Origin of the sequence: Arthrobacter sp. SLBN-112 (assembly GCF_030944625.1) — a bacterium.
Taxonomy (GTDB): Bacteria; Actinomycetota; Actinomycetes; order Actinomycetales; family Micrococcaceae; genus Arthrobacter.
In genome coordinates this window covers 3,140,771-3,166,380 of record NZ_JAUSXY010000001.1, presented here as the reverse complement: position 1 = coordinate 3,166,380, position 25,610 = coordinate 3,140,771, and the positions used below count along the sequence as shown (strand labels likewise).

General features: G+C 65.8%; 20 protein-coding genes. 11 read left to right on the top strand and 9 right to left on the bottom strand.

Going from position 1 to position 25,610, the window contains the following annotated elements; translation table 11 throughout:
- Nucleotides 1-10 precede the first annotated feature (10 nt).
- Complete coding sequence (locus QF050_RS14825; protein ID WP_308931102.1) at nucleotides 11-1,027, top strand: sugar phosphate isomerase/epimerase; 1,017 nt, start codon at nucleotides 11-13, stop codon at nucleotides 1,025-1,027.
- A 1,012-nt stretch (nucleotides 1,028-2,039) separates the two neighbouring features.
- Here QF050_RS14825 and QF050_RS14820 read toward each other — a convergent pair.
- On the bottom strand, nucleotides 2,040-2,774 hold the full coding sequence (locus tag QF050_RS14820) for an FCD domain-containing protein (protein ID WP_308931101.1): 735 nt from the start codon (nucleotides 2,772-2,774) through the stop codon (nucleotides 2,040-2,042).
- 154 nt (nucleotides 2,775-2,928) lie between these two features.
- Here QF050_RS14820 and QF050_RS14815 point away from each other — a divergent pair, with 154 nt between their 5' ends.
- Nucleotides 2,929-4,335: a gluconate:H+ symporter gene (locus QF050_RS14815; RefSeq protein WP_308931100.1), complete on the top strand. Its 1,407-nt coding sequence runs from the start codon at nucleotides 2,929-2,931 to the stop codon at nucleotides 4,333-4,335.
- Nucleotides 4,332-4,949 carry a gluconokinase gene (locus QF050_RS14810; RefSeq protein WP_308931099.1) on the top strand — a complete coding sequence of 206 codons (618 nt, stop codon included), beginning with the start codon at nucleotides 4,332-4,334 and terminating at the stop codon, nucleotides 4,947-4,949. The genes QF050_RS14815 and QF050_RS14810 overlap by 4 nt, the downstream gene beginning before the upstream one ends.
- A gap of 279 nt (nucleotides 4,950-5,228) precedes the next feature.
- On the opposite strand, the gene QF050_RS14805 is transcribed toward QF050_RS14810, so the two are convergent.
- Together QF050_RS14805 and QF050_RS14800 are read right to left on the bottom strand one after the other, a co-directional pair.
- Entirely contained in the window at nucleotides 5,229-5,738 is a 510-nt protein-coding gene (locus QF050_RS14805; RefSeq protein ID WP_308931098.1) for a hypothetical protein, read from the bottom strand.
- A gap of 176 nt (nucleotides 5,739-5,914) precedes the next feature.
- Nucleotides 5,915-6,430 (bottom strand): nucleoside kinase, encoded by a 516-nt coding sequence (locus QF050_RS14800; protein ID WP_308931097.1) that lies wholly within the window; start codon nucleotides 6,428-6,430, stop codon nucleotides 5,915-5,917.
- A 55-nt stretch (nucleotides 6,431-6,485) separates the two neighbouring features.
- Between QF050_RS14800 and QF050_RS14795 the strand changes: the two genes are divergently transcribed.
- Both QF050_RS14795 and QF050_RS14790 read left to right on the top strand, forming a co-directional pair.
- Nucleotides 6,486-7,238: a lytic transglycosylase domain-containing protein gene (locus QF050_RS14795; RefSeq protein ID WP_308931096.1), complete on the top strand. Its 753-nt coding sequence runs from the start codon at nucleotides 6,486-6,488 to the stop codon at nucleotides 7,236-7,238.
- Nucleotides 7,239-7,305: 67 nt separating this feature from the next.
- A complete protein-coding gene (locus tag QF050_RS14790; protein WP_308931095.1) occupies nucleotides 7,306-7,842 on the top strand; it encodes a GNAT family N-acetyltransferase in 537 nt (178 codons plus the stop codon).
- A 57-nt stretch (nucleotides 7,843-7,899) separates the two neighbouring features.
- Here QF050_RS14790 and QF050_RS14785 read toward each other — a convergent pair whose 3' ends face one another.
- From QF050_RS14785 to QF050_RS14765, 5 genes are read right to left on the bottom strand one after another with little or no spacing between them, the layout of a single operon-like run.
- Complete coding sequence (locus QF050_RS14785; RefSeq protein WP_308931094.1) at nucleotides 7,900-8,649, bottom strand: DUF624 domain-containing protein; 750 nt, start codon at nucleotides 8,647-8,649, stop codon at nucleotides 7,900-7,902.
- Nucleotides 8,646-9,575, bottom strand: a complete 930-nt coding sequence (locus tag QF050_RS14780; protein WP_308931093.1) for a carbohydrate ABC transporter permease — start codon at nucleotides 9,573-9,575, stop codon at nucleotides 8,646-8,648. Before QF050_RS14780 ends, QF050_RS14785 begins: the two co-directional genes overlap by 4 nt.
- Nucleotides 9,575-10,513 carry a sugar ABC transporter permease gene (locus QF050_RS14775; protein WP_308931092.1) on the bottom strand — a complete coding sequence of 313 codons (939 nt, stop codon included), beginning with the start codon at nucleotides 10,511-10,513 and terminating at the stop codon, nucleotides 9,575-9,577. Before QF050_RS14775 ends, QF050_RS14780 begins: the two co-directional genes overlap by 1 nt.
- Before the next feature lie 9 nt (nucleotides 10,514-10,522).
- Nucleotides 10,523-11,803 (bottom strand): sugar ABC transporter substrate-binding protein, encoded by a 1,281-nt coding sequence (locus QF050_RS14770; protein ID WP_308931091.1) that lies wholly within the window; start codon nucleotides 11,801-11,803, stop codon nucleotides 10,523-10,525.
- 54 nt (nucleotides 11,804-11,857) lie between these two features.
- Nucleotides 11,858-12,871 carry a hydroxyacid dehydrogenase gene (locus QF050_RS14765; RefSeq protein WP_308931090.1) on the bottom strand — a complete coding sequence of 338 codons (1,014 nt, stop codon included), beginning with the start codon at nucleotides 12,869-12,871 and terminating at the stop codon, nucleotides 11,858-11,860.
- Between the two features lie 161 nt (nucleotides 12,872-13,032).
- Between QF050_RS14765 and QF050_RS14760 the strand changes: the two genes are divergently transcribed.
- The 4 genes from QF050_RS14760 to QF050_RS14745 all read left to right on the top strand — a co-directional run bounded on the left by QF050_RS14760 (nucleotide 13,033) and on the right by QF050_RS14745 (nucleotide 22,110).
- Entirely contained in the window at nucleotides 13,033-15,042 is a 2,010-nt protein-coding gene (locus QF050_RS14760; protein ID WP_308931089.1) for a heparinase II/III family protein, read from the top strand.
- Nucleotides 15,039-16,184, top strand: a complete 1,146-nt coding sequence (locus QF050_RS14755; RefSeq protein WP_308931088.1) for a substrate-binding domain-containing protein — start codon at nucleotides 15,039-15,041, stop codon at nucleotides 16,182-16,184. Before QF050_RS14760 ends, QF050_RS14755 begins: the two co-directional genes overlap by 4 nt.
- Before the next feature lie 68 nt (nucleotides 16,185-16,252).
- Nucleotides 16,253-18,175, top strand: coding sequence for a DUF2264 domain-containing protein (locus QF050_RS14750; protein ID WP_308931087.1), 1,923 nt, complete (start codon nucleotides 16,253-16,255; stop codon nucleotides 18,173-18,175).
- Nucleotides 18,176-18,363: 188 nt separating this feature from the next.
- Nucleotides 18,364-22,110, top strand: a complete 3,747-nt coding sequence (locus tag QF050_RS14745; protein WP_308931086.1) for a hypothetical protein — start codon at nucleotides 18,364-18,366, stop codon at nucleotides 22,108-22,110.
- A gap of 42 nt (nucleotides 22,111-22,152) precedes the next feature.
- On the opposite strand, the gene QF050_RS14740 is transcribed toward QF050_RS14745, so the two are convergent.
- A complete protein-coding gene (locus tag QF050_RS14740; RefSeq protein ID WP_308931085.1) occupies nucleotides 22,153-22,536 on the bottom strand; it encodes a BBE domain-containing protein in 384 nt (127 codons plus the stop codon).
- Between the two features lie 306 nt (nucleotides 22,537-22,842).
- On the opposite strand from QF050_RS14740, the gene QF050_RS14735 reads away from it, so the two are divergent.
- Nucleotides 22,843-23,415, top strand: coding sequence for a hypothetical protein (locus tag QF050_RS14735; RefSeq protein WP_308931084.1), 573 nt, complete (start codon nucleotides 22,843-22,845; stop codon nucleotides 23,413-23,415).
- Between the two features lies 1 nt (nucleotide 23,416).
- On the top strand, nucleotides 23,417-25,594 hold the full coding sequence (locus tag QF050_RS14730; protein ID WP_308931083.1) for a glycosyltransferase: 2,178 nt from the start codon (nucleotides 23,417-23,419) through the stop codon (nucleotides 25,592-25,594).
- Nucleotides 25,595-25,610: the final 16 nt, after the last annotated feature.

Below are 25,610 nucleotides of genomic sequence, written 5' to 3'. Positions count from 1 at the left end.
GGGAAGAACCATGGCAGACCAACAGACCCGCCGCCCGTTCACCTTGTTCACCGGCCAGTGGGCCGACCTGCCCTTCGAAGAAGTCGCGCGCCTGGCCTCCGGCTGGGGATATGACGGACTGGAAATCGCCGTCTCCGGGGACCACCTGGACGCCTGGCGCTGGGACGAACCCGGCTACGTCGACTCCAAACTCGAAATCCTGGACAAGTACAACCTCAAGGTCTGGGCCATCTCCAACCACCTCAAAGGCCAGGCCGTCTGCGATGACCCCATCGACTTCCGGCACGAAGCCATCGTCGGATCCAAAGTCTGGGGCGACGGCGACCCCGAAGGCGTCCGCACCCGCGCCGCCGAGGAAATGAAACACACCGCCCGGCTCGCCAACGCACTCGGCGTGGACACCGTCGTCGGCTTCACCGGCTCCTCCATCTGGCAGTACGTGGCCATGTTCCCGCCCGTCCCCGATAAGGTCATCGACGCCGGCTACCAGGACTTCGCGGACCGCTGGAACCCCATCCTGGACGTCTTCGACGAACAAGGCGTCCGCTTCGCCCACGAAGTCCACCCCTCCGAAATCGCCTACGACTACTGGACCACCGTCCGAACCCTCGAAGCGATCGGCCACCGCGAAGCCTTCGGCCTGAACTGGGACCCCTCCCACATGATGTGGCAGGGCATCGACCCCGTCTCCTTCATCTGGGACTTCAAAGACCGGATCTACCACGTGGACTGCAAAGACACCAAGATCCGCCAGACCGGACGCAACACCGTCCTGGGCTCCCACCTGCCCTGGGGCGACCCCCGCCGCGGCTGGGACTTCGTCTCCGCCGGACGCGGCGACGTCCCCTGGGAAACCTCCTTCCGGGCGCTGGCCGCCATCGGCTACAACGGCCCCATCAGCATCGAATGGGAAGACGCCGGCATGGACCGCCTCCACGGCGCCCCCGAAGCCCTCGCCAACCTCAAAAAATACGACTTCCCCGCCTCCCAAACCAGCTTCGACGCCGCCTTCAACAGCAAGGACTAATCGATGATTCGCTGAATGTACAGAAGGCGGCGTTGCGCCGGCCGCGGCTAAATCGGCTGAGGTGCGGGAGCCGAAGAATTGGAACCGACTGTCCGAGATCCAAAACGTCGAGCCGTGAACTGTTGGGCTACGAACCTTCCGAGCTGCTTGGGCGTAACTGGAGTGTGCTGACAGCGTTTCAGGCCCTCGCGACCGCGCATCAGGCCGGGCACGACCCCAATGAACCGGGAGCCGCCTGGACAGACTGGGTTACTTTTCGCTACCGGGACGGCACCGCAGTACAGGCCGAAACCTGCGTAGAGAGCTCGGGGACGGAGCCGGGCGAAGTCTGGGGTACGCGGGAAGCAGCCGTCTTTTGGACCGCCAAACAATCGAGGGCGTAGTCGTAAAAAGCCAGGGCGCGCGTGCAAGCTGTCCTCACCAGCCGGACGATCTCGACGGCGCTCCAACTTATCCGCCGGCTGGACACAGGGGACGTCATAGGTGTCGAAGAACTAACACGCTTCGACGGTCAGCCGATCCAATCCCCCGAAGCGAGGTTCGTCGAAGCGGCCTCAGTCGAATGTGGTCCGGAGCTCGAGTTCCTGGCAATGGAAATGGCGCTGGACGCCGCGGCATGTTTGCCGAGCCATCTGTCAGGGTTCCCCTCCGTTACATCGCAGACTCACGCCGCCGAGCTTAGAAGACTCATCTGCCTTTAGCAACGATCGCCACCTTTGCCGACCTCTTCGACGCCCTAAGCATCGACGGCCACTGCGGCTGGTACGTATTCATCGGCGACGTTGCGACGGCCGAGCGGTACCTGGAACGTGACCTGGGCGGCTGGATGCAGGCTTTCCATCGAAGCCTCCATCGGAGAAGACGTCCCGAACTTCGCGGACTTCCAAACCTCCAACGGCATCTACCGCGTGGACGGCAACAGAAGAGGCATCGTCACCGCGACCTCTGGCCGAAAGCAGCAGGCACACCCTTCGCGCCGGCTGGCCGACTTGCGAACGACGAACTCGGTGGATCAGGTGGGGCCCGGCTCGCTGTCCAAAATCGCGTCCATTTCCTGGCCGGCGATGTCCACAATGCGTTGCATGGCCGCATATGCCGCGGCTGGTTCGTTGGCGACAACGGCCCTCGCGACTTCGAGGTGCAGGCGCAGCGGCTCGGGTTCCGGCCGATCGGGCATCAGCCCGTGCTGGGTTCGCCCCGTCAGGACCTCTCCGATCGCCGATTCCAGGTTGAGGAGCATCTCATTGCCGGATGCTTTCAGGATTAAGGCGTGGAATTGGATGTCCAGGGGAAGAAAGGCAGCCAGGTCGCCTGCTTCGGCAGTGACTTCAAGTCCCGCGGCAAGTTCCAGCAGTTGGCGCCCGTCCTCGGCAGCTATCCGCGCGGCAGCCAGTTTCGCGGCCAGCGGTTCGACGGCGGAGCGGAGCTCGGTCAATGACCGAAGCTGGACCGCCCTGCCTGAACCGTTCAGGCGCCACCGGACGACAAGTGGATCGAAAACATTCCACTCGGCCTGAGGACGAATGGATACGCCCACGCTGCGCCGGGAGGTCACCATTCCCAGTGTTTCCAGTACTCGCAGGCCCTCTCGGAGCACTGACCGGGTGACCTCATATTTTTGCTCCATGTCCTCGGAGCGGAGCACCAGGCCGGTGGCGAGCTTGCCGGACGTAATGTCGCTGCCCAGCCGCTCGACGATCGCAGAATGCCTGCTGATATGTCGGGTCACCCCTGGTTGATCAGACATTGCCGCGTCCCCCTAAGTCCCGAGGCACGCCAATCTGCTGGCAGCGCCGCCGGATTCCATAAATCGTATTTAGTGTGTACTGTGAGCCACAGCATATTCGGCGGACCGGACAAAAACAAACAAGTCCCGGCGCCGCCCCAACCCAAGGAAAACCATGACACCCCTTCTCCTTCCCGCGGCAGCGCAGCCCTGGAACGGCCACGACACCCAGCTTGTGGTGGTCGCCGCGATCGGCATCGCCCTCATTGTGCTGCTGATCGTCAAATTCAAGCTCCATCCATTCCTGTCACTGGTGCTTGGCTCCGCCTTTGTCGGCCTCGCGTCCGGCGTCGGCTTCGACAAGGTCATCAGCAACTTCGAAGACGGCGTGGGCAACACACTCAAGGAAGTGGGCCTGCTCATTGCCCTCGGCGCGATGCTGGGCAAACTGCTGGCCGATTCCGGCGGAGCAAACCGGGTGGTCGACACCTTGCTCGGCAAGGTCTCCCCGAAGCTCCTGCCGTGGGCCATGGCGCTGGTCGCGGTGATAATCGGCCTGCCGATGTTCTTCGAGATCGGCCTGGTGCTGCTGTTGCCCGTCATTGTGCTGGTAGCCCAGCGCTCCGGCGGGAAACTGATGCGCGTCGCCATCCCGGCCCTTGCCGGCCTGTCCGTGCTCCACGGACTGGTCCCGCCGCACCCCGGCCCCCTGGTTGCCATCTCCAGCCTGAATGCGCCGCTGGGCATCACCCTGGCCCTCGGCCTCCTGATTGCCATTCCCACCGTCATTATCTGCGGACCGCTCTTCGCGATCTACGCCGCACGCTGGGTTCCCGTGGACGCTCCAAAGCAGGCCGGTGGTATCGACACCGAACACACGCAGGCCGACCCGGACGCGAAACGCCAGCCGTCCTTCCTCATCACTTTGCTGACCATCGTCTTCCCGGTGATACTCATGCTCCTCAAAGCCGTCGTGGACATCGTGTCCCCGGACGCGAAGAACCCGAGCGCGGCACGCGTTTTCTTTGATTTCATCGGCGAACCCCTGGTCGCCATGACCCTCGCAGTGCTCCTGGCCCTGGTGACCTTCGGTTACGCCGTCGGGTTCTCCGGCAACAAGATCGGTGGCAAGATCGGTGCCTCCGTGGGACCGATCGCCGCAGTGATCCTCATCGTCGGCGCGGGCGGCGGGTTCAAGCAGACTCTGATCGGGGCCGGAGTGGGCGACGCCGTGGCGAAATGGGCCACCGGAGCGAACATCTCGGTGCTGGTCCTTGGGTTCCTCATCGCCGTGGCGATGCGCCTGGCCACGGGTTCGGCCACGGTGGCAACTGTCACTGCCGCCGGCATCGTCGCCCCTTTGGCCACGTCCCTCTCCCCGGCACACGCCGGCCTCCTGGCACTGGCAGTCGGCGCAGGCTCGCTGTTCCTCTCCCACGTCAACGACGCCGGGTTCTGGCTGGTCAAGGAACTCTTCGGCCTTACCGTGGGCCAGACGTTCAAGACCTGGTCCGTGATGGAAACGCTGATCTCCCTCGTCGGCTTCGGCCTGGTGATGATTCTGTCCGTGGTGATTCCATGACGTCGCAGGACACCGCACCCACCACCGGGTTCGACCAGCAGCCCGTCCTCGTCATCATGGGCGTGTCCGGATCGGGCAAGTCCACGGTGGCGGGCATCCTGGCCGGCCAGCTTGGCTGGGACCTTGAGGAAGGGGACGACCTGCACTCGCCGGAGAACGTCGAAAAAATGGCGTCCGGCATACCACTGACGGATGAGGACCGCTGGCCCTGGCTCGACACCATTGCCTCCTGGATCATCGAGCACACCATGGCCGGAATACCGGGCATCATCACCTGCTCAGCCCTCAAGAAGATCTACCGCGACCGGCTCCGTGAAAAGAACGTTGTCTTCGTTCACCTTTCCGGTTCCAAGGAGCAGATCGCACGGCGCCTGACAGCACGCATGGACCACTACATGCCGGCCACCCTGCTTGACTCGCAGATCGCCACACTGGAACCCCCGGGACCGGAAGAAAACACCATCGTCATTGACGTGGGCCGCACTCCTGCGGAGGAAGCAGCCGAAATCGTCAGGCGGCTGGGCCTTTCCCCGGCCCCAGGCTCGTCGGCGCTCGGCCACCCCCGGCCGGGCAGTTCATCCGCTGGCCCGTCGACCCCAGGCAGCGACGGCTGACGCCCCCTTTCCGATCGAACACAATATGCAGCGCGCCAATGGCGCGCTGCATATTGCTTTGCCCACTGCTGAGTCCATGGAAGCTCATTCACGGTGGCGGGAACCACGATTTGAAATCCCTGCTCGGCAATCATGAACCCTTCGGTCTCAACGTCCGACCTACTGGCCTCGTACGAACCGATTCTGTTGCCCACGTGCTTGCTTTAGGGGCCTGCCGCGTGAACTTCATGACTACTCCGTGGTCGTAGCTGTTGCACACCTGCCTGTTCTACCCGCCATTCAGCAGTCGTCGACTATCTTGCCGAGGACACCGCCGATGGCGCCGCCGACGGCCGCGCCGCCTGGACCCCCGAAGTATCCGCCGATGATGGCTCCCGCGCCGGCCAGGGTCCCTTGCCAGTTGCCGCCTGATTTCTTGTAGACCACTGTGGTTTGTCCCCCGGAGCTGGTTGGCACGTAGGATCCCATGGCGCCCGAAGCATAGGACAGTGCCACGGGGCTGGCGTTGCCGCCGACCAAGAGTTCCTCATAGGCCTTCTTGACCTCGGTGTGGGCCTCCGCAGCGTCGTGTTTGCCGCCGGTGACGGCGTATCCCAGTTCGCAGATGCGCGTCAGTACGGTGAGTTCCGATTCGGTGATGAACTGGAGTTCAAGGAGTTTGTGGAGAACGATTTTGTCGGCCTTGAGACGGTCGCCGCCTGCTTCGGCCATGATCCTTTTGACTTCCCTTCCCGCGGCACTTTGCATCTCGCTAACGCCGATCCCGAGGACAGGTTCGAAACTGGTCATTGGAACGCCTTTCTGCTGGATTGGGTGTACGCGGGCAGCCGCGTTCTCGAAGTTTGCTCCCGCCGGGCGCGCAATGGAAGAACGCAATGAAACTCCTCGGCGCTGATCAGGAGTCACAACCCGGCGCAGGGTGAGGGCACCGACTTACCGCCTTCAAGCCGGCAACCCCGGGAAGATCAGGCCGAACCGGTCGCCCGGACCCGCCGCAGGATCTCGTCCACGACGTCCTGGAGCGGTGCGGTGGCATCGATCACGATGCCGGCAGACGGGATGTCCTCCCGTGTCCTGTGCAGGTGCTCAATCAAGGCCCGTTCCGCCGGTAGCCCACCCCATTCGTCATGGGGGCGCCCGTCAAGCCGGCGGTTCAACGTCTCCAGGTCCACCTCAAGGACGAAGACGCCGTCAAAGAGGTCGATGAACTTCCCGAAGTTCCTTGAGCCGCCGCAGAAGAACGTCACCGCCTCACTGCGGTCCGAGATGAGGGCTTCCACGTCGCCTACCCGCCAGATGTGGTGACGGTGCGCCGAGACACCGGTGATGCCTGCTTGTGGTTCGCCGGTTTCCGGATCACCCTGATAGGCCAGTTCCCGGTCGCCGTTGATGGCGTGGAAGCCGCGCCGCCGCAATTCATTGCACACCGCGGTCTTGCCGGTCCCTGAACCACCCTCCACCAGGTAATTCCTTCTGCCCATGCCTGATGGTACCCAGCCGTACAGCTGACGTGGCAGGGAATGGTTTGATTGGTCAGTGCTCCGTTTGAAACGCTACCTGGTTCTTTGCCTGTTCTTGGTGTGCGTCCTGACCGCATTGTCGTTCTGGGCCATCCGGCAGCTGCCCGCTGATGCCCGTGGGGTCTTTTCGCCGCCGCCGCGGGCGGACGTGAAGCTTGACGTGTTCTCTGCCGGCATGACCACTGCGGTGAACGTGACCAGGACCCCGGATGCAGAGTGGCTTGCGGAGGCTGCCGCGCGGACCGGGATCCCAGCTTCCTCGCTCCGTGCCTATGTTGCGGCGGCCGCCACTGCCAACGATTCCAATCCGGGGTGCGGGATCGGCTGGAACACGGTGGCGGCCGTGGGCTTCGTCGAATCAGCGCACGGAACTTACGGCGGCGGGAGCCTAAACAACGCGGGCCAGACAACCGGTCCCATTGTGGGCCCAAGCCTCAACGGCGCCGGCTTCGCCGCCATCCCGGACACGGACGGCGGCACCTTGGACGGCGACGCCCGCTGGGACCATGCCGTGGGACCGATGCAGTTCATACCTTCCACCTGGAAGATTGCGGGCCTGGACGGAAATGGCGACGGCGTTGCGGACCCGTTCAACCTGGACGACGCCGCCCTCGCTGCCGCAACGTATCTGTGCGTCCACGGCCGGGACCTGACCACCCCGCAAGGGTGGACGGATGCCATTTACTCCTACAACCAATCCGATGCCTACATCCGGCAGGTGCGCGCCCAAGCCACTGCCTATGCCGCCAAGACGGGCGCTCCGAATTAGCACGGGTACCGCGCAGTAACACCGGCCGACGAAGACCGGCGCGCGCACCCGGCGGTAGTCTGGGCGCGTGGATTTCTCCTGCGAACTCGCCAACGGCATCGTCCTGCGTCCCGTCCACTTGTCCGATGCCGCGCCGCTGGCCGCAGCGTTCCAGGCCAACCGCGCCTACCTGGCACCGTGGGAACCGGTCAGGCCCGAGGAGTTCTACACGGTCCAGGGCCAGCATGAGGTCCTTACCCGGCGGCTGAAGGACCTCGACGACGGCACCGCACTTCCCATGGTCCTGGTGGGAGGCAATGCAGTTGTCGGCCTGCTGAACCTGAGCTCGATCGTCCGCGGCGCCTTCCAAAACGCCCATGTTGGCTACTGGACCGCCCAGGCCGCCCAAGGGGGAGGACTCATGACGTCGGCGCTGTCCGCGGCGATGATCATTGCCAAGGCCCAACTCGGCCTGCACCGCCTCGAGGCCGCCACGCTGGTCCATAACAGGGCATCGCAAAGGGTGCTGGAAAAGAACGGCTTTGAGGCCTACGGCACCGCCCGGGCATACCTGCGGATCGCCGGCCAGTGGCAGGACCACCGCATGTACCAGCGGATCCTCTAACGACGACGGCCTGCGGCATCCGTCGCCGGCCTCCGCAGCTGCCTCCGGGCCAGGGACCTACTTTTCGTCCGGGCCAAGGTCCGGCAGGACTGAGGAATAGGCGTAGGCGGCGTTGCTCCAGGCCACGAACAGCAGCGGTGCCGGCGCCAGTGCCACGCCCAGCACCGGCTGCAGCAGGGCCGCGGATGCAATGATCCCCAGCAGCACCAGCATGGCCAGGCTCAGGTACCAGCGCTGGACGGACAGGTAAAGCGACGCCTTGAGCAGGCTTTTCAGCGCGTTGCCGGGAAGGAGCACGACGCCGGCAATCGCCATCACAGCGACGCTCACGGTCATCGCGGCAGCCACCACGATCACCGGCACCAGGAGCGCAGCGGCCGGCATGGACTGCACGATGGCCAGGTCCACGCCAAGGAACAGCAGCACCGCCACGGCCGCAAGCCCCAGCGGGGCCGCCCGCCGGAAACCGCGCCGGTAGCCCCGCAGGAAGGAGGCCACCGGCTTGGCCGCGGCACCGTCGTCGTGCAATGCCTGGAAGGAGGCGAAGAGCCCGGCGAGCGATGGCGCGACGGTGACGGACAGCGCCAGGAAGAAGGGCCATGCTGCTGCCGGGTCCGCCACCAGGGCAAGGCACAGCACCAGCGGGGCGTTGGCGAGCGCCATGAGCACATTCCCGGCCAGGAACGTGTAGATGAAGCCGAAGATGCTGCCAAACGCGTCGAACCCGGGGCTGGGAATACGCCCGGCCAGGCCGCGCCGCGTGGGCTCTCCCTGCCGGGGCGTGGGGTGCTGCGCCGCGGATGTCATCCTTTCATCCCGCTCGTGGCGATGCCCTGGATGAAGTACCGCTGGCCGAGAAGGAAGATGGCCAGGATGGGGATCACCGAGATGACGGACCCCGTCATGATCATGGCGTACTCGGCGTCGAACTGGCCCACGAACGAACGCAGCCCCAGCTGTACGGTCCAGAGCCGGTTGGAGGTGAGGTAGATGAACGGGCCCATGTAGTCGTTCCAGGTGTTCACGAACGTCAGCAGCGCCAGGCTGGCCAAGGCGGGCTTGGACAGCGGCAGGATCACCCGGGCCCAGATCCCGTATTCGCTCAGGCCGTCAATCCGGGCTGCCTCGCACAGTTCGTCCGGGATGGTCATGTAGTACTGCCGCATCAGGAACACGCCGAAGGCGCCGAACGCCTGGAGCAGGATCAGGGCGTTGAAGCTGTTGGTCAGCCCCAGGTTCTGCATCATGATGTACTGCGGCACCATGTAAGCCTGCCACGGCACGGCGATGGTGCCGATGTAGCAGAGGAACAGGACGTCCCGGCCAGGAAAACGGACCTTGGAGAAGCCGTAGGCGGCCAGTGATCCGGTGAGCACCTGCAGGCATGTGATGATCACGGCCAGGTACAGCGAGTTCTGCAGGTACCCCATCATGGGGATCCGGGTCCAGATGTCCGTGTAGTTGCTCCACACGAACTCGCTGGGAATCCACTGGATGGGCACCGTGAGGACCTGGTTGTTCTCCTTCAGCGAAGAGGACACCATCCAGATGAACGGCACCATGAGCGCCACCACCAGCACGGCCAGCACGGCGTAGATCACCACGTCCGTGGTGCGTTTCTTTTGCTCGCGCGGGGAGCGCTTGCGGTCTGTACGACGGCGGTCTTCCGCGGCAGGGGCGCTGGATCCCAGGAAGGGTGCCTCGGCCTTGAGGTCTTCGGCCATGTTGGTCATCAGCGTTCCCTCCGCTGTTGGATCTTGAACTGCAGGACGGTGACCGTCAGCACGATCAGGAAAAGCACGAGCGAGATCGCGGATGAGTAGCCGAACTTCCCTTCGCCGATGCCCTCCTGGTAAATGAGTTGGGACAGCACCGTGGTGGAGCGGCCGGGACCGCCGTTGGTCATCACCACGATCAGGTCGAAGACCTTGAAGCTGGAGACCGTCAGCATGACCACCACGAAGAAAGTGGTGGGGCGCAGCGACGGAATGGTGACGTTCCAGAAGCGCTGCCAGGCGCTGGCGCCGTCAACCTCCGCTGCCTCGTAGAGCTCCGCGGGGATGGCCTGCAGGCCCGCCAGGTACAGCACCATGTAATAGCCCATGTCCCGCCAGACGCTGGTGATGATGACGGCGGGCAGCGCCCAGTCGGAGCTGGAGGTCCAGCCCGGCGCGTTGGCGATGCCGATCGTGTGCAGGAACTGGTTGATGGGTCCGTTGTCCGGGCTGAAAAGCATGTTCCAGACGACGGCGACCGCCACCAGGGAGGTGATGTACGGGAAGAAGATGGCCACCCGGAAGAAGCCGATGCCTTTGAGCTTGCGGTTCAGGAGCATGGCCAGCAGCAGGGCCAGGGCCATGGTCAGCGGCACGTGCCCGATCGCGTAGACCACGGTGTTCCGCAGGGCCACCCAGAAGGAGTCGCTGGCCAGCATCCGCTGGAAGTTTGCCAGCCCCACCCATTTGGGGGCACTGAAGGAGGTCCATTCCATGAAGGAAAGGGCGAATGCGGCCAGTACCGGGATGAGGGTGAAGGCCAGGAATCCCAGGAAGTTCGGCAGGATGAACGTCCAGCCGATCAGGGTGTTGCGCCGCGCCTGTTTCCGGTTCCCCCGGCCGGGCGCCGGAGCTGCTACAGGCGCGGCGGCCGGGGTGATGGTTTTGGTTGTCATGGCTGCCTGTTACTGGCCCAAGACTTCGCTTTTGACACGCTTGCCCATCTCGGCGATTCCGTCGGCAACCGACTTTTCGCCGACCATGATGAGGTCGTGTTCCTGGTTCAGGATCTTGTCCGTGGCCGCCGACTTGTCGCTGACGGGCATTTCCAGGGCGGTGCTGTCCGGTGCGAATGCCTTCTTGGACAGGGTGTCCGTGGGCATGCCGTCCAGCTTGAAGTAGGCGTCCGTCACGGCGTCGTCCTGCAGTGCCGGGACCACGCCCACCTTGGAGATGGCCTTGGCTCCCTCTTGCCCGGCGGCCCACTCGATGAACTTCCTCGCCTCGTCCGAGTGGGTGGCGTTCTTGTTCACGGCGAAGGCGGTGGGGGAGCCGAAGGTGGTGACTTTGCCGTTCGAGTCCTTCTGCGGCATGGGTGCCAGGCCCCAGTTGACGTTGGTCTTGCCGTCCTTCTTGGCCTGCAGGAGGCCGGCGATATACCAGGTACCCATAGGCATCATGGCGGCCTGGCCGCTTTCGAACATGGTCCGGTAGCTGGTCTTCTGGCTCTTGGCCGTTGCGTAGTCCAGGGTGGCGCCGCTCTTCTGCAGGTCAAGGGCCATGCTGTATTGGTCATTGAAGTAGCCGTAGTCGCCGCTGTTCTGGTCCTTGCCGTTCTGTGCCGCGGAGACGGCTTCCACCACCGAGCGCCAGATGTGCTGGTACGTGCCGTAGACCTTCTTGCCGTCGGGGGCGGTGCCGCTGAGTTTCTTGGCGATCTCTGCGTACTTGTCCCAGGTCAGGTCCTTGGGGTCATCGATACCGGCTGCCTTGAAGAGATCCTTGTTGTAGTAGAGCAGCCAGAAGTCCTGGCGGTACGGGGCTGCGTAGTATTTGCCGTTGATGTTGAAGGCGTCAAGGGTTGCCAGCTTGTCCTTGCCCACGGTGTCCACCACGCTGTTGATTTCCTGCAGCTGCCCGTTGTTGGCGTACCTGGCGTAGTCAATGACGTTCTTCATGGTCAGGACGTCGGTGGTGTCGCCGCCGGCCAGCATGGTGGTGACTTTCTGCGGGTAGTCGTCGGCCAGGATGTCCACGGGTTCGATATGGACGTTGGGGTGGCTGGCTTCATAGCCGTCGAAGAGGGCCTTGAATTCAGGTGTTCCTTCGTAGTTCCACACGGATACCGTCAGCGTGGTCTTGCCGTCCTGGGCCTGCGGTGCCGTGCCTGCGGCGCCGGCGCATCCGGACAGGCCGAGACCTGCGGTGACGGCCAGCGCCATGGCGGTGAAAGTCCTGCGCTTCATTGCGTTCTCCTTTGAGGTTTTGGTGTGTGTGCCGCGTGTGCGGCGTGGGGCTGTTCAGGCGCTGAGGGAGAGGTCTGCCGAGACCACTTGCGCCGCGGGTCGCTGACCGGTCAGGTAGCGTTCGAGGTCGTTCAGTGCTGCATCGGACATCCGCCGGGTTTCCGTGCCCAGGGAGCCTGCGATATGCGGGGTGATCTCCACGTTGGGAAGGTCGTAAAGAATCGAGTCCGCCGGGAGCGGTTCGGGTTCGGTGACATCCAGCAGGGCCTGGATCCGGCCCGTGGCGCACTCCGTTTCGAGGGCCTTGGTGTCCACCAGTGAACCGCGCGCTGTGTTGATCAGTGTTGCGTGGTCCTTCATGGCCTGCAGCTCGGCGGCGCCGATCATGTGGCGCGTCTCCGGCAGGGCCGGGGCATGGACCGTCACGATGTCCGAGGATGCCAGCAGCTCACGCAAGGACACCAGCTTCCCGCCGGCGGCCGCCACGGCCGCGGGGTCCGCATGGGGGTCGCTGACCAGGCAGGTCACGTCCTGCAGCTGCTGGACCAGCCGGACCACCCGGCGGCCGATGCGGGAAAACCCGATCACGCCGATCACCCGGCCGATGTTACCCAGTTCCCCGCGCGCCGTGGCATAGCCCCAGTCCTCGCGGTGCATCCTTGCGTCGTTCGCGAGCACGTGGGCCTTCTTGCCGGCCAGCACGATGGAAGCGAAGGTGAATTCGGCCACCGGGATGGCGTTGGCGTCCGCGCCGTTGGTCACCAGGATGCCGCGTTCCCACAACTCCGGAGTGACGAAGCTGCGGACCGTGCCCGCGCAATGGAACACCGCGCGCAGATTGGGCATCCGCGCCAGTGCGGGTGCATCAAGGCGGGGCACTCCCCAGCTGGTCAGCAGGATTTCGACGTCGGCCAGGTGGCCGGCGAACGCCGGGTCTTCCAGGGAGTCGGTCCACGGCGCTTCGCCGAGGTCCACCAGGCCCGCCAGCCGTTCGAACCGCATGGAATCGAACTGGTCGGCAAATGTTCCCTGGTTCATGACCAGCAGGGCCTTGGGTTTACGCGACATTCGGGCCTCCTTTCATTGTCGGGTGGAGAGCGGATCGGACCGCTGTTCATGTCTTGCATCACATCTAACAATCAGTACATACTCATGAACAAGACAGAACAACCAAGATAACCTGTATCGTTCTTAAACGATCAAGATCGAACAACAGAATCGATTTTTTGATGCCAGCTCAGCTGACCCCCGCCGTGGCACTGCCGCCCGGCGCCCCCCTTGCCTCGGCGTGGGGAACGCACGCCCACCCTGATGAACTGCTGCGCGCACTCGATGGCGCAAAGGCCCGCATACCCGTCCGTCCGGCAGGCGATCCGGCCTGGCACTCTGTGGCCGGCACCGGATTGGCGCCGCTGCAGCATCAGGCAGCCCAGGAACGCGGAACCGCCTGGCCGCAGCCCCTGGTTTCCCAATACGCGCGATACTTCCGTGACGGCAACCGCACCGCCTATGAGGATCTGGTGGCCGCCCGCCAGCAGAGGCTCACCCGTGCCGTGGTAATGGCCCTGACGGCCACTGACCGCGGTGAAGCCGAGCTGTGGCTTGATGAGGTTGTGGACGGCGCCTCCCTTCTCTGCGAACAGAGCTCCTGGTGCTGGGCGGCACACGATGACATTTTCCGCCGCTCCGGGGAGGTGGTGCCGGACCAAGGGCAGCCGTTCCTGGACCTGGGCGCGGGCGAGGTGGCTGCCCAGTTGGCTTGGCTGGACCACGTCCTGGGCGCCGGCCTGGACAGCCGGGCCCCCGGCCTGCGGCGGCGCCTGCGCGAGGAAACCCACCGGCGTGTGATCCGGCCCTTCCTGGAGCGGCTCGACTGGCACTGGCTGGGCCTGGACGGTGATGTCCACAACTGGAATCCGTGGATCCATTCGAACCTCATCGCCGCCGCGCTGTTCCTGGTGGACGATCCCGGCCTGCAGGCCCGGGTCCTGGCCCGCTGCATCGAGGGCATGGACCGTTTCCTGGCCTCCATCCCCGCGGACGGCGCCATCGACGAAGGATTTGCCTACTGGTGGAACGGGGCGGGCCGGGCCTTGGAGGGCCTGGCCCTGCTGGAGGAGGCCACCGGTGGCGCCCTCGGTGCCGGCTTGCCGGTAGTCCGGGAGCTCGTTGCCTTCCCGCACCGGATGCACATCGGCGGCACATGGTTCCTGAACGTCGCGGACGGTCCCGCACGCGCCGCCGCGGCACTTCCGTGGGACATGCTCCACCGCTGGGCGGTGCGCCTGGGGGACGGGGACGCGGCACAGCACGCAGCCTCGATGATCGCCGGGTCGCCGGATGCGGCCGCCGGGCTGGGCCGTGTCCTGCACTCGCTGTTCCGGGGTGCACCGGCGCCCGAGCATCACCAGGGCGTGAAGGACACCGTCCCGCTGGTGCCGTTCACGTACCTGCCCTCCGTCCAGATCATGGTGGCCCGGGAAACAGCAGGTTCCACCCGCGGCCTGCTGCTTGCCGCAAAGGGCGGCCACAACGGCGAACACCACAACCACCGCGACGTCGGATCGGTGGTGGTTGCCGTGGACGGCACGCCGTTGCTGGTGGATGCGGGCCAGCCCACTTACACCGCCAAGACGTTTGGTCCGGACCGCTACGAAATCCGTGCCATGCAGAGCAACTGGCACAATGTCCCCGCTCCCCTCGGAATGGAGCAGGGAACAGGCAGCCAATTCGCGGCGGAGGTCCTGGAGCAGCCCACCGCGGAGCACCCGGGCCTTCAACTCGCGCTGGGCGCAGCCTACGGAATGCAGCCGCACCAGTGGATCCGCACGGCCACCCTGGACCGGGCCACGGGCCGGATCACCATTGCGGACCGCTGGGACCTCCCGGCCGGGCCGCACGGAGGAGTCTCGCACGGGACAGCGCCGCACGGGCCTGCGTCCGACGTCGACATCACCTTCCTGGCGGCCGGCACCGTCCGCGTCGGTCCGGAGGGCAGCGCGGACATCCACCCGGCCGGTATCCCCGGAGCGGACTCGGGAGGCGCCGCGGCAACCGCACGGGGAGCCGCCCTGCGCTGGGAGCCGGGATCCGCCGTCGTCCTCGTGGACGAATGGCACCTTGAAGACCCGCTGCTGTCCGCTGTCTGGGGACCGAGACTCACCCGCCTGCGCTTCCGCGTGCCAACCCCGTCCGGCACTGCAGGCGCATTCACCCTTACAGTGGAGGCAACACCATGAGTCCTGAAAAATCCCCCGGCGCGGAAGGAAAGTCGCTGTTTTCGCTGCAGCGCAGGGAACGGCTCATGGAGGAGCTGCGCGCGCACGGCGCCATCACCGTCAGGGACATTGCGGCCAAGCTCGGGGTGAGTGAGCTGACCATCCGCCGCGACGTGAACACCCTGGCCGATGAAGGGCTTGTGTCCCGGGTCCACGGCGGTGCCACGCTGCCCAGCCCCCTGGACCGCGCCGCGGCGGGCCGGCCCGCAAACCACAGCTATTCGATCGGCATGGTGGTCCCGTCGCTGGACTACTACTGGCCGCAGGTGATCAGCGGGGCGCGCGCCGAAGCGGAAGTTCAGAACCTCCGGATCCTGGTCCGCGGGTCCGCCTATGACGCGGCAGACAACCGCCGGCAGGTCCAGGCCCTCCTGGATACCCAGAACATCGACGGACTGATCGTGGCGCCGGACATGGGCGGGGAGCACGGACAGGACCTGCTGCGGTGGCTTAATGCCCTGCCCATCCCGGTGGTGCTGGCCGAGCGGCGCTCGCCGCCCGAGGTTCCGGCGCACCGGCTCGAGTGGGTGGCCACGGACCACTCCTTTGGCGCCGGTATGGCCGTACGGCACCTGTGGCAGGAAGGACACCGGCGGATCGGCTGCCTGACGGACTCCGCCAGCCCCACCAGCCCGCATGTTGTCCGGGGCTGGCAACAGGCCCTCACCGCGCTCAAGATTCCGGTCCAGGGAGCGGTCCTGGAAGACTCGGTGAAGCACGTCAACGGTGAACGGGCAAAGCACTTCGACCAGGTGCTGGCACTGTGCACCAGCAGCGGTACCACCGCCATGCTGGTGCATTCGGATACCCAGGCGGTCGCGTTCGTCCAGCACTGCGTGGACCGCGGCCTGGCCGTGCCGGGGGACCTCGCGGTGGTGGGATACGACGACGAGGTGGCCTACCTCGGCGAACCCGCCATTTCAGCCGTCCGCCCGCCCAAGCAGTACGTAGGCAAGGTGGCGGTGCAGCTCATGGCCGCCCGGCTCGCCGAAGGACGGATGCGGCCGGTGCACCGGGTGGAACTGAATCCCGACCTGATCCTGCGTGATTCATCGGTGGGGGCACCGCGCGCTGCCACGGGTGTGCTGCTGGACTCGCTGTAAACATGATGCCGCCCCGCAGCGGCCACCCACTGCCCGGCCCGCGGGCAACCAGCCCAACCTAGGAACCCATGCCTGTCCCTGCACGTCCCGTCGCCCTTGTCCTTCCCCCGCTGGACCGGGAATTGTCGCCATTCACCGGGCTCACCCGCGACCACTGGTGCGCCTACGCAGACCACCTGCTGCGCTCGGCGCACAGATTCGCCACCGACGACCACGCCAACCTGTTCCTTCCGGGCGCCACCAGCGCCTACGGTCCCCGAAGCGACTCGCTCGAAGCGTTCGCCCGGACCTTCCTGCTCGCCTCCTTCCGGATCGCGGGAGACCCGCAAGGCACACGCTGGCTCGCGGACTGGTACGCGCAGGGGCTCGACGCCGGCACCGACCCTGCCAACCCGGGCCGCTGGCCCACGCCGGGCGAACTGGACCAGGCCAAAGTGGAAGCCGCATCGCTGGCCGTCGGCCTGGCCCTGACCCGCGACGTCCTCTGGGACACATTGCCCCGCCGGGTCCAGGAACAGCTGATCGCCTGGTTCGAGACGGTGATTGGCGAAACATACCCGCCGATCAACTGGGTGTGGTTCCAGATCGTCGTGGAAATGTTCCTTGCCGGCGTTGGCGGCAGGTCCTCCGATGCGGACATCGACGCCGGCCTGGCCGTCCACGACTCGCTCCACCGCGGCCACGGCTGGTTCGCCGACGGACCGGAGCGCGCGTACGACCACTACGTGGGCTGGGCCTTCCAGGTGTATCCGCAGTTGCTGCAACTCATGGCGCCCGGGGATCCGCGGGTGCAGGCAAGGGCGGCGCTGGACGGCGGGCGGCTGGCGGACTTCCTCGACGACGCCGTCCACCTGGTGGGGGCCGACGGTGCGCCCCTGGTGCAGGGCCGCAGCCTGATCTACCGCTTTGCGGCCGCGGCCCCGTTCTGGAGTGGCCAGCTGCTGGGCCATACCCGGTTGAGCCCCGGTGTTTCGCGGCGGGCGGCGTCCGGTGTCCTGGCGTACTTCATGGGCCGCGGGGCCACGAACGACGACGGCCTGCTTACCATTGGGTTCCACGGCGAGTTCCCGGGAATGAAGCAGTCCTATTCCGGCGCAGGCTCACCCTACTGGGCGGCCAAGGGGATGCTGGGCCTGGCCCTTCCGGCGGAACACCCGGTGTGGACCGCCGTCGAGGAGCCGCTGCCGGTGGAAACCGGAGACACCCGGCTGTTCATCACCGCCCCGGGCTGGCAGGTGGACGGCACGGCAGCGGACGGCGTAGTCCGGGTCCGCAACCATGGAACCGACCACGCCAACCCCGGAACCCGGGTGGCCGACTCACCGCTGTACGCCCGCCTAGGCTACTCCACGGCCACGTTCCCGGACCTGGAGTCCGAGTCCCTGGACAACGCCGTGGTGTTCGCCGATGCCGGCGGGCGGCTGACGCACCGCACCGGTTTTGAGTTCCTGGGCCAGTTCCGCGCCGGCGGGGTGCAGGTGGGGGCCTCCCGTGCGGCCACGCACTGGATCACCATCGATCCCCACGGCGGTCCGGACCACGGCAGCGGAGCTGCGGGGTCTGCCACGCCCGGTCCGGAAGTGACCGTGGTATCGATGACGCGCGGCGCCGTCGAACTGCGACTGGTGCGTGTGCGCGGGGCGTCCGGGGCGGGCGCACGGCTGCGGATCGGCGGGTGGCCGGTCCCCGCCGGGTCCGTGCTCAGCAGCGTGGTCCGTCCCGTGAGCTGGGGGCAGGACCTTGATGACACCGGCACATGGCTGTCGGCCACACCGCACCCGGTGGGGGAGCACGTGGCCGTTCCGTGGACCGGCACCGCCGGTGCGGCAGCTGACGGAGACTATGCGGCCGTCGTCGGACTCGGCGGGAGCGGACTCACCGCGGAACTGGACGCCGCCGGGTTCCGCCCGGATGGCGTGTTCGTGTTTGCCGACGGCACGTCCGTGGACCCGTCCGACGTGTGGGGGAAGCTCCGGCCCCAGTCCGCCTGACCGGACACGTGACCGGGGCGGATCGAATCTGATCAACCGCGACTACTTCGTGGATCGAACGTGACAGCACATTTAGTGTTTGGGAGCGGGGCACACCCAGCCGGCCGCCTGCTTCAAGGGACCGCACCTGCCGCAGCCTGACGCACCCCCGCACCCACGCTCATTGACACAAAGGAGTTGTCGAACAAATGACCTCAACCACCCGCGGACGGCCGGCAGTCCTGCTGCTTACCGCCACCGCCCTGGCCGCAGGACTGCTGGCCGCTCCCACCGCCCAGGCGGACAACGCTCCGGTCCAGATCCTCGTGGACGGGAACGACGTCCTGGCGGACAACGCCAATGGCCTCACCTACAAGGGACTGGGCCTCGTCAGCGCCAACTCGACCAGCAACCTGCTCATGGACTACAAGGCGGAGCACCCAGACCAGTACTGGCAAATGATCGACACCATGTTCGGCGGCCCCAACCCCCTGATCGACCACGTGAAGATCGAAATGGGATCGGACACCAACAACTCCACCGGCTCCGACCCTGCCACCATGCGCACCGCGGACGAACTGGCCGACTCCTCCCGGTCCCCGGGCTTCCAGCTGGCCGCCGACGCAAAGACCGTCAACGCCAACCTGAAGGTATCCATCCTCCGCTGGACCATGCCGGAATGGGTCCAGAACGCCTGGAACCAAGGTTCCGGCCCAGGCTACGACGCCGTCTACAAGTGGTACAAAGAGACCGTCCTCGACGCCTATACGCGCTACGGCTACATGGTGGACTACGTGGACCCCGATACCAACGAGACCAGCAAGCCGGACACGGCGTTCGTCAAGTGGTACAAGGGCGCCATCGTCTCCGACACCGACTTCGCGGATCCGCGCTACGGCATTCCGGCGAACCGCCAGAATGACGCCGCAGCGGCCTACAAGGCGATCAAGCTCATCGCCTCGGATGAAAACACGTCCAAGAACATCGGCCCTGCCATGCTGACCGACGCCGAGCTCTTCAAGGCAGTGGACGGCGTGGGTTACCACTACACCACGGCAGACAGGTACGACGGCGCGGCTGACAGCAGCACGAACATGCCGTACACCAAACTGGCCCAGGGCCAGACTCCCACCGGCGCGGACAAGGAAGTCTGGTACAGCGAGGGCGTGGCCACCTTCGGCAAGACCGAATTCCGGGAAAACAACACCGAGGGCCCGGGCGGTGCCAGCACCGGGATCGGCGGCGTCCAGAGCGCGCTCGATGTCGCCAACCGCCTGGTCAAGGGCTTCGCGGACTCCAAGAGAAGCCACTACATCTTCCAGCCGGCCATCGGCTCGTTCTACGACGGCGCCCAGTACAGCGGCAAGCAGCTCATCACGGCCAACGATCCCTGGTCCGGCAGCATCCACTACGACGCATCCCTGTACGTGCTCCGGCAATTCACCCAGTTCGCCACCATGGGCTGGGAGAACAGCGCCAACAGTGCGGGGATCTGGCGTGCTGTACCGCAGGCCAGCTACAGCGGAGTCAGCGGCACCGAAAACCTCGACGGCGCCACCGGGGCACCCAGCTACCTGACCCTTGCGGCGCCGGACAAGAAAGACTTCTCCACCGTAGTGGTGAACGACAGCGACCAGGTCAAGACCTACAGCATCAAGGCGCGGAACATGAAGCTGGGCAACAACCGGCTGGAAGTCTGGGAAACCCGCGCCGCGGATCCCGGCCAGGCCGGCGACGCGAATTACCTCCACCTGGCAGCCACCATCACACCCGACGCCGACGGCAACTACTCCTATACGGTCAACCCACGCTCCATTGCCACGTTCACCACACTGAACAAGAGCAGCGACCCGGCCATGGCACAGCGGCTCCCGCAAACTCCGGCCCCGTCCGTCCTGGATACCGACGCGACCGGCAAAAAGTCCAACACCTCGGATGAATTCCTGTACGCGGATGATTTCGAATACACCGAGGAAGGACCCGTCCAGGTCGGGGTGGCCAACGGTTCCGGACGGGCCATCACCCCCTACGGCAACTCGCGCGGCACCCTGCCCGCAGCCCCGCAGGGCAGCACCCAAGGCGCCACCCGGTCCGTCCAGGGCTACCTGGAATCCAGGGGAAACCAGCCCCGCTACATGGTTGACCAAACCGGTGCCTGGGAAGTTGGTGCCGGTCCGGCCGGCGGCCATGTGCTCTACCAATACCTCGACCAGTCCATGAAGGACACCAAAGCCTGGAACCCGGCCTCTCCCAACACCCTCGTGGGCGACTACCGCTGGCAGAACTACACCGCCGCCGTCGACGTCTCCTTCCCCGACCCGGCCGGCGGCCTGGCAACCCTTGGCATCCGCCAACAGAACGGCATGACCATCGGCGGCGCCGCATATAACATCCGCGTCCAGGCATCCGGCGCGTGGACGCTGTACAAGCACGACACTGCCGTGCAGAGCGGCACGGTCGCCCCGGAACCTGGATACAACTTGGCCCTGACAGGCGCAGGCAACACGGTCACCGCAGCGATCGACGGCAAGGTTGTTGCCACCTACCAGGATGCCGCCCCCGAACTCGCCGGCCGGGTGAACCTCGGCTCCGGCTTCTACAAGACCGGATTCGACAACCTGACGGTCCGGACCGTCCCGGGTTACACCGCGTATGCCGGCGGCCTTATCGACAACATGGACCCGGCCATTCAGCACGCCGGGACGTGGGCCCGCCAGGCAGCCAACGGTGATTCGATGAACTGGAACCGCACTACCTCAACCAGTTCCACTGCCGGTTCCACCATCACCGTGCCCTTCACGGGCACCGGCGTCGATGTCATGGGCGGAAACAACGGCACCGCCCTGCTCGACGTCTCGGTGGACGGGGCCCCCTTGGCGAGGAACGCCGGGACGGTGGCCTCGGGCAAGCGGCAGGCGGCCTATACCCTCCGCGGGCTGCCCGACGGGGCCCACACCGCCACCTTCACCCTGAAAGCCGGGACGCTCGTCGTCGACGCCTTCGAACCGATTGCCGGCGTGGTGAAAGGGACGGTGGACACCGCACCGATCACAAACGCACTCGATGCCGTCGGCACTCCTACAGCTGCGGACTATTCCGCGGCCAGCTGGAGCGTTTTCGCGGCCACACGCAGCGCTGCCCAGGCAGCCTCCAACGGACAGCCCGGACTGGACACGACGGGCGTGGCCCAGCTCGTCCAACGGCTCACGAACGCCTGGAACGCCCTGACGCCGGCCAACGTCACGGACACCCAAAAGGACCTGGGCCTCGCAGGTGCCCTGACCACTACCGGCAGCCTCCCAGCCACGGTTGTCATCGACGGTCAGAGCCATCCCGTTACCTGGTCCAACGCCAGCAAGTCTGCCGCGCGGACGGCATATTCGGGCTTCCCTGCTACCGGATGGACGAACGACGCCTACGTGGACGGCAAACAGCAGCTGTTCACGGCCAAGTTCGAGGTTGTCCCCGCCGGACTTGCCTACTACATAGATTCCGGCGTCACCGCCGCCCAATCCTCGCCGCAGTTCAAAGCCGTCGCCGCGTTGCTGCCGCTTCGGAACGGCAACGCCGACCAAGCCTCCACGGCGGCAACGTCCTGGGGCTACGTTCCCAACGGGATCACCGTCAAAGGCGGTACAGACCTGGCGGACAAATACTCCACCGGACTCTGGGCAGGCTCCGGCAAACCCATCCAGTACCGCCTCCCGCTTGACGCCGGCACGTACACGCTGACCGCCGGATTCAACGAATGGTGGGGAGTTAACCGGCCAATGTCGCAGGCAGTAACCATCGGAACGACAACCTTCAACGGCACGCCCGTGAACCTCACCCCGGGCTTGACGGCCACCGGGACAGTTTCCTTCACCCTTGCCGAACCTGCCACGGTCACCTACACGGTCACGAAGGCCGGAGCTTCGGACCCTGTCATCAGCTGGCTCGCGGTGGCGAAAGGCTGACACGCGCCTGGCCCCCTGACCATTGCAGGGGCCAACCGCGCCTCAGGACGTTGCGGCGCCCTCGGCCGGATGTGCCGCCGGTGGCGCGGCGTCCTGCTGCGGTGGCGCCTCCGGTGCCGGCGTCGCCGCGGCCGGGGCGGGCTTGATGTTCTGGTTCACATGGAAGAAGTTGTCGGGGTCATACTTTGCCTTGAGGCGGGCAAGCCGCGCATAGTTCGATCCGAGGGTGTCCTCAATCCTGGACTGGTCGTCGGCGTCCTGGAAATTGAGGTAGCCGCCGGGTTCGGAGAACTCATGCAGCGCGGCCCAGTATTCCCGGACCCAGGCAATGTTCCTCTCGTTCTCTGACGGGTCGGGCCACTGCGCCGCGATGACCGGCGCGAAGTCAACGTCACGGTACGCGAAAGCGGTGGCCTCTGGCGCCACCCGCTGGACCGCCCCGTCGATTGGATAGAAGTGGTTGGCGGAATGAACGCTGGGAATGCCCGGGGCGTAGTCGACGGCGGTACGCAGCGCTTCGTCGCTGAGGGTGCGAAACGTTCGCTACCCATCACAACTCCAGATATTTTGTGTCGAAGACCAGGGCAGCCGGCTCCATACAGGGCCCAGCGGGGGCCAGCACGATAACAGTCCCGGTATACGCTCCGCACCGATCCAGGTCAAGGGGCCGTACAAGGGAACCACGACGGAGTTTTGTGGTACCTATTCCGTGTCCCCTAAAATTGATGCTCGATGATAGCCCCTAAAGAGACTTCAGATCAGCCGCACCCCGCATCACGGCGCGGACCCGTGTTCGTTGACGCCTCAGGACGGCGACTCCGACGCGTCCGGATGATCGGCCTGGCCGTCCTCGGACTCGTCGGAGGCTACGTCGTCCTCGTGCTGGCCGGGTTTATCGGCGGCTCCGGAGTTTCCGCACCCTTCCTGCCTCTGACGGCAGCTGCAGGCCCGCACGAAAAGCCATCCGGAACGCCGGCACCACCCCCTTCTTCGGCCGACCCCCAAGACCCCGGAGGCGCCGTGCCGGTCCTGGTGCAGTCCCCGGCGGCTGCGCCCACGGGCGGACCACTTGCACCCCCTGTGGACACTGCCGTCGTCGCGCCCGTGGGCGGACCAGGTACATCGCCTGCGGGCGCCGCCGCGCCCGCAGCCCCCGCTGGCACTGTTGCTGCTCCGGTTCCCACTGCTGCACCCTCCGAACCGGGAAAGAGCGGGACCGCCCCTGGCTCAAGCGGGACGGCCCCCGGCGTGGAGGCCCTGCCACCGGGCCAAACTACCCGGCCGTCTCCCCCTTCGCACCCCTAGCATGGGTCGCCGGAACACGGGCTCCAAACCCGCCAACAGCAACGTCCCCGCCAATGTTCGAGCCCATTGGTTTGTCCTCCTGGCCACGCTGGTGGCGTTGGGCCTCGCCTTGGCGGTGCAGGGTTACCTTCATCATTTGGGCGGAGTCGGCGCCGACTCTGTGCCCGTGGACCCCTCTGCCGATAATGTTCCGAACGCTGTGTCCCACGGCGGCCCGGTACTGGATTCCCGTGGGGGAGCGGTGCGCAGCGTCAGCCCGCCGGACCATACAATCGCGCTGACTTTCGACGACGGCCCCGACCCAGTGTGGACGCCCCGCATCCTTGATGTCCTCCGGGAACACCATGTCCATGCAACCTTTTTCGTCGTCGGTTCGGCCGCAGTGGACAACCCGGATCTTCTGCGCCGCATAGTGGCCGAGGGCCACGAAATCGGGGTGCACACGCTGACCCACACCGACCTCGGTTCAGCGGCCGAATGGCGGCGCGAACTTGAGGTGCAGGGTGGCCAGGATGCGATCGTGGGGGTCACCGGCCAGACGGCCTCCCTGCTGCGACCGCCCTACACCTCCGGGAATGAGGCCCTCACGAACGGCTCGTGGTCCGCGCTTGAAGGACTGGCGGATGACGGATACCTCACCGTGTTGAGCAGCATGGACAGCGAGGACTGGCAGACGCCAGGCACCGAGGCGATCGAGAAGAACCTGACGCCGAAGGGGCCGCAGGGCCAGGTGGTGCTGATGCACGATGGTGGCGGCGACCGGGAACAAACAGTAGCCGCGCTGGACTCCGCGCTCTCGCGTTTTTCCGAGCAGGGCTACCACATCACCACCGTCGGTGACGCCGTTGGTGTTGACAGCATGCGCCCCGCTTCCGGGCTCGAGCAGATCCGCGGCTCTGCGTTCGTCTGGGGCATCCGGCTCAGCGATTTCGTCGTCACGGCCATCTCGTGGGGCCTCGTTGCCGCAGGCGTAGTCACTTTCGTCCGTGCCCTCCTGGTGATGTTCTTCGCCGCGCGCCACAGCCGTGCTGCGCGGCGCCTACCCCAGGCCGGGCGGGGCCGCCGGCGCGTTGATGTGATGGTGGGGCCGGCTGTCACCGAGCCGGTAACGGTGATCGTCCCTGCCTATAACGAGTCCGCCGGCATCGAAGCCGCCGTCCGCTCCATCGTGGCCTCCTCGCACCCCGTTGAAGTCATCGTGGTTGACGACGGGTCCACCGACGGGACGGCGGACATCGTTGAGGCCCTCGGCCTGCCCGGGGTTACCGTCATCCGGAAGGAAAACGGGGGCAAGCCCTCCGCCTTGAACGCCGGCATCCAGGCCGCGAGCCACGATCTTGTGGTCATGGTCGACGGTGACACCGTCTTCGAGCCGGACACGGTCCGTGCCCTCATCCAGCCCTTTGCCGACCCGCGCGTCGGGGCGATTTCGGGCAATACCAAGGTGGCCAACCGCGGAGGCATCCTGGGCGCCTGGCAGCATATCGAGTACGTCGTCGGCTTCAACCTGGACCGCAGGCTGTTCGACGTAGCCGAATGCATGCCCACTGTCCCCGGAGCGATCGGCGCCTTCCGCCTCGGCGCGCTCATCAACGTCGGGGGCGTCAGCGACGACACGCTTGCCGAGGACACGGACCTGACCATGGCGCTGTGCCGGGACGGCTGGCGTGTCGTGTACCAGGAGGACGCCCGGGCCTGGACGGAGGCGCCGGCGAGCATTGGCGCCCTGTGGCGCCAGCGGTACCGCTGGTGCTACGGCACGCTGCAGGCGATGTGGAAGCACCGGGGTGCGGTGGTGCAGGGCGGTGCGGCAGGCAAGCTGGGCCGGCGCGGGCTCGGCTACCTTCTCGTCCTGCAGGTGCTGCTTCCCCTTTTCGCGCCCATCGTCGATGTCTTTGCCCTGTATGGCCTGGTCTTCCTTGACCCCCTGCGGATCGCGGCGCTCTGGCTGGTCTTCCTGGCGGTTCAATTGCTCATGGCCGCCTACGCTTTCCGACTTGATAAAGAACGGCTCGGACCGCTCTGGACGCTTCCCCTCCAGCAGTTCGTCTACCGGCAGCTCATGTATCTTGTGGTGATCCAGGCCGTAGTTACGGCTGTGGCCGGGGTGCACCTGAGGTGGCACCGGATGGAAAGGTACGGCAGCCTGCGCGTCCCGCAAACGCAAAACCAGGCCTAGGGTAAGTTCGGGAGCA

What these genes read in the sequence shown, in the direction of transcription:
- QF050_RS14815 (WP_308931100.1), top strand. Translation starts at nt 2,929, where the DNA reads ATGACACCCCTTCTCCTTCCCGCGGCAGCGCAGCCCTGGAACGGCCAC.
- QF050_RS14765 (WP_308931090.1), bottom strand. Translation starts at nt 12,871, where the DNA reads ATGTCGCGTAAACCCAAGGCCCTGCTGGTCATGAACCAGGGAACATTT.
- QF050_RS14755 (WP_308931088.1), top strand. Translation starts at nt 15,039, where the DNA reads ATGAGTCCTGAAAAATCCCCCGGCGCGGAAGGAAAGTCGCTGTTTTCG.
- QF050_RS14775 (WP_308931092.1), bottom strand. Translation starts at nt 10,513, where the DNA reads ATGACAACCAAAACCATCACCCCGGCCGCCGCGCCTGTAGCAGCTCCG.
- QF050_RS14745 (WP_308931086.1), top strand. Translation starts at nt 18,364, where the DNA reads ATGACCTCAACCACCCGCGGACGGCCGGCAGTCCTGCTGCTTACCGCC.
- QF050_RS14805 (WP_308931098.1), bottom strand. Translation starts at nt 5,738, where the DNA reads ATGACCAGTTTCGAACCTGTCCTCGGGATCGGCGTTAGCGAGATGCAA.
- QF050_RS14810 (WP_308931099.1), top strand. Translation starts at nt 4,332, where the DNA reads ATGACGTCGCAGGACACCGCACCCACCACCGGGTTCGACCAGCAGCCC.
- QF050_RS14785 (WP_308931094.1), bottom strand. Translation starts at nt 8,649, where the DNA reads ATGACATCCGCGGCGCAGCACCCCACGCCCCGGCAGGGAGAGCCCACG.
- QF050_RS14780 (WP_308931093.1), bottom strand. Translation starts at nt 9,575, where the DNA reads ATGACCAACATGGCCGAAGACCTCAAGGCCGAGGCACCCTTCCTGGGA.
- QF050_RS14800 (WP_308931097.1), bottom strand. Translation starts at nt 6,430, where the DNA reads ATGGGCAGAAGGAATTACCTGGTGGAGGGTGGTTCAGGGACCGGCAAG.
- QF050_RS14770 (WP_308931091.1), bottom strand. Translation starts at nt 11,803, where the DNA reads ATGAAGCGCAGGACTTTCACCGCCATGGCGCTGGCCGTCACCGCAGGT.
- QF050_RS14825 (WP_308931102.1), top strand. Translation starts at nt 11, where the DNA reads ATGGCAGACCAACAGACCCGCCGCCCGTTCACCTTGTTCACCGGCCAG.
- QF050_RS14750 (WP_308931087.1), top strand. Translation starts at nt 16,253, where the DNA reads ATGCCTGTCCCTGCACGTCCCGTCGCCCTTGTCCTTCCCCCGCTGGAC.
- QF050_RS14735 (WP_308931084.1), top strand. Translation starts at nt 22,843, where the DNA reads ATGATAGCCCCTAAAGAGACTTCAGATCAGCCGCACCCCGCATCACGG.
- QF050_RS14820 (WP_308931101.1), bottom strand. Translation starts at nt 2,774, where the DNA reads ATGTCTGATCAACCAGGGGTGACCCGACATATCAGCAGGCATTCTGCG.
- QF050_RS14760 (WP_308931089.1), top strand. Translation starts at nt 13,033, where the DNA reads ATGCCAGCTCAGCTGACCCCCGCCGTGGCACTGCCGCCCGGCGCCCCC.
- QF050_RS14730 (WP_308931083.1), top strand. Translation starts at nt 23,417, where the DNA reads ATGGGTCGCCGGAACACGGGCTCCAAACCCGCCAACAGCAACGTCCCC.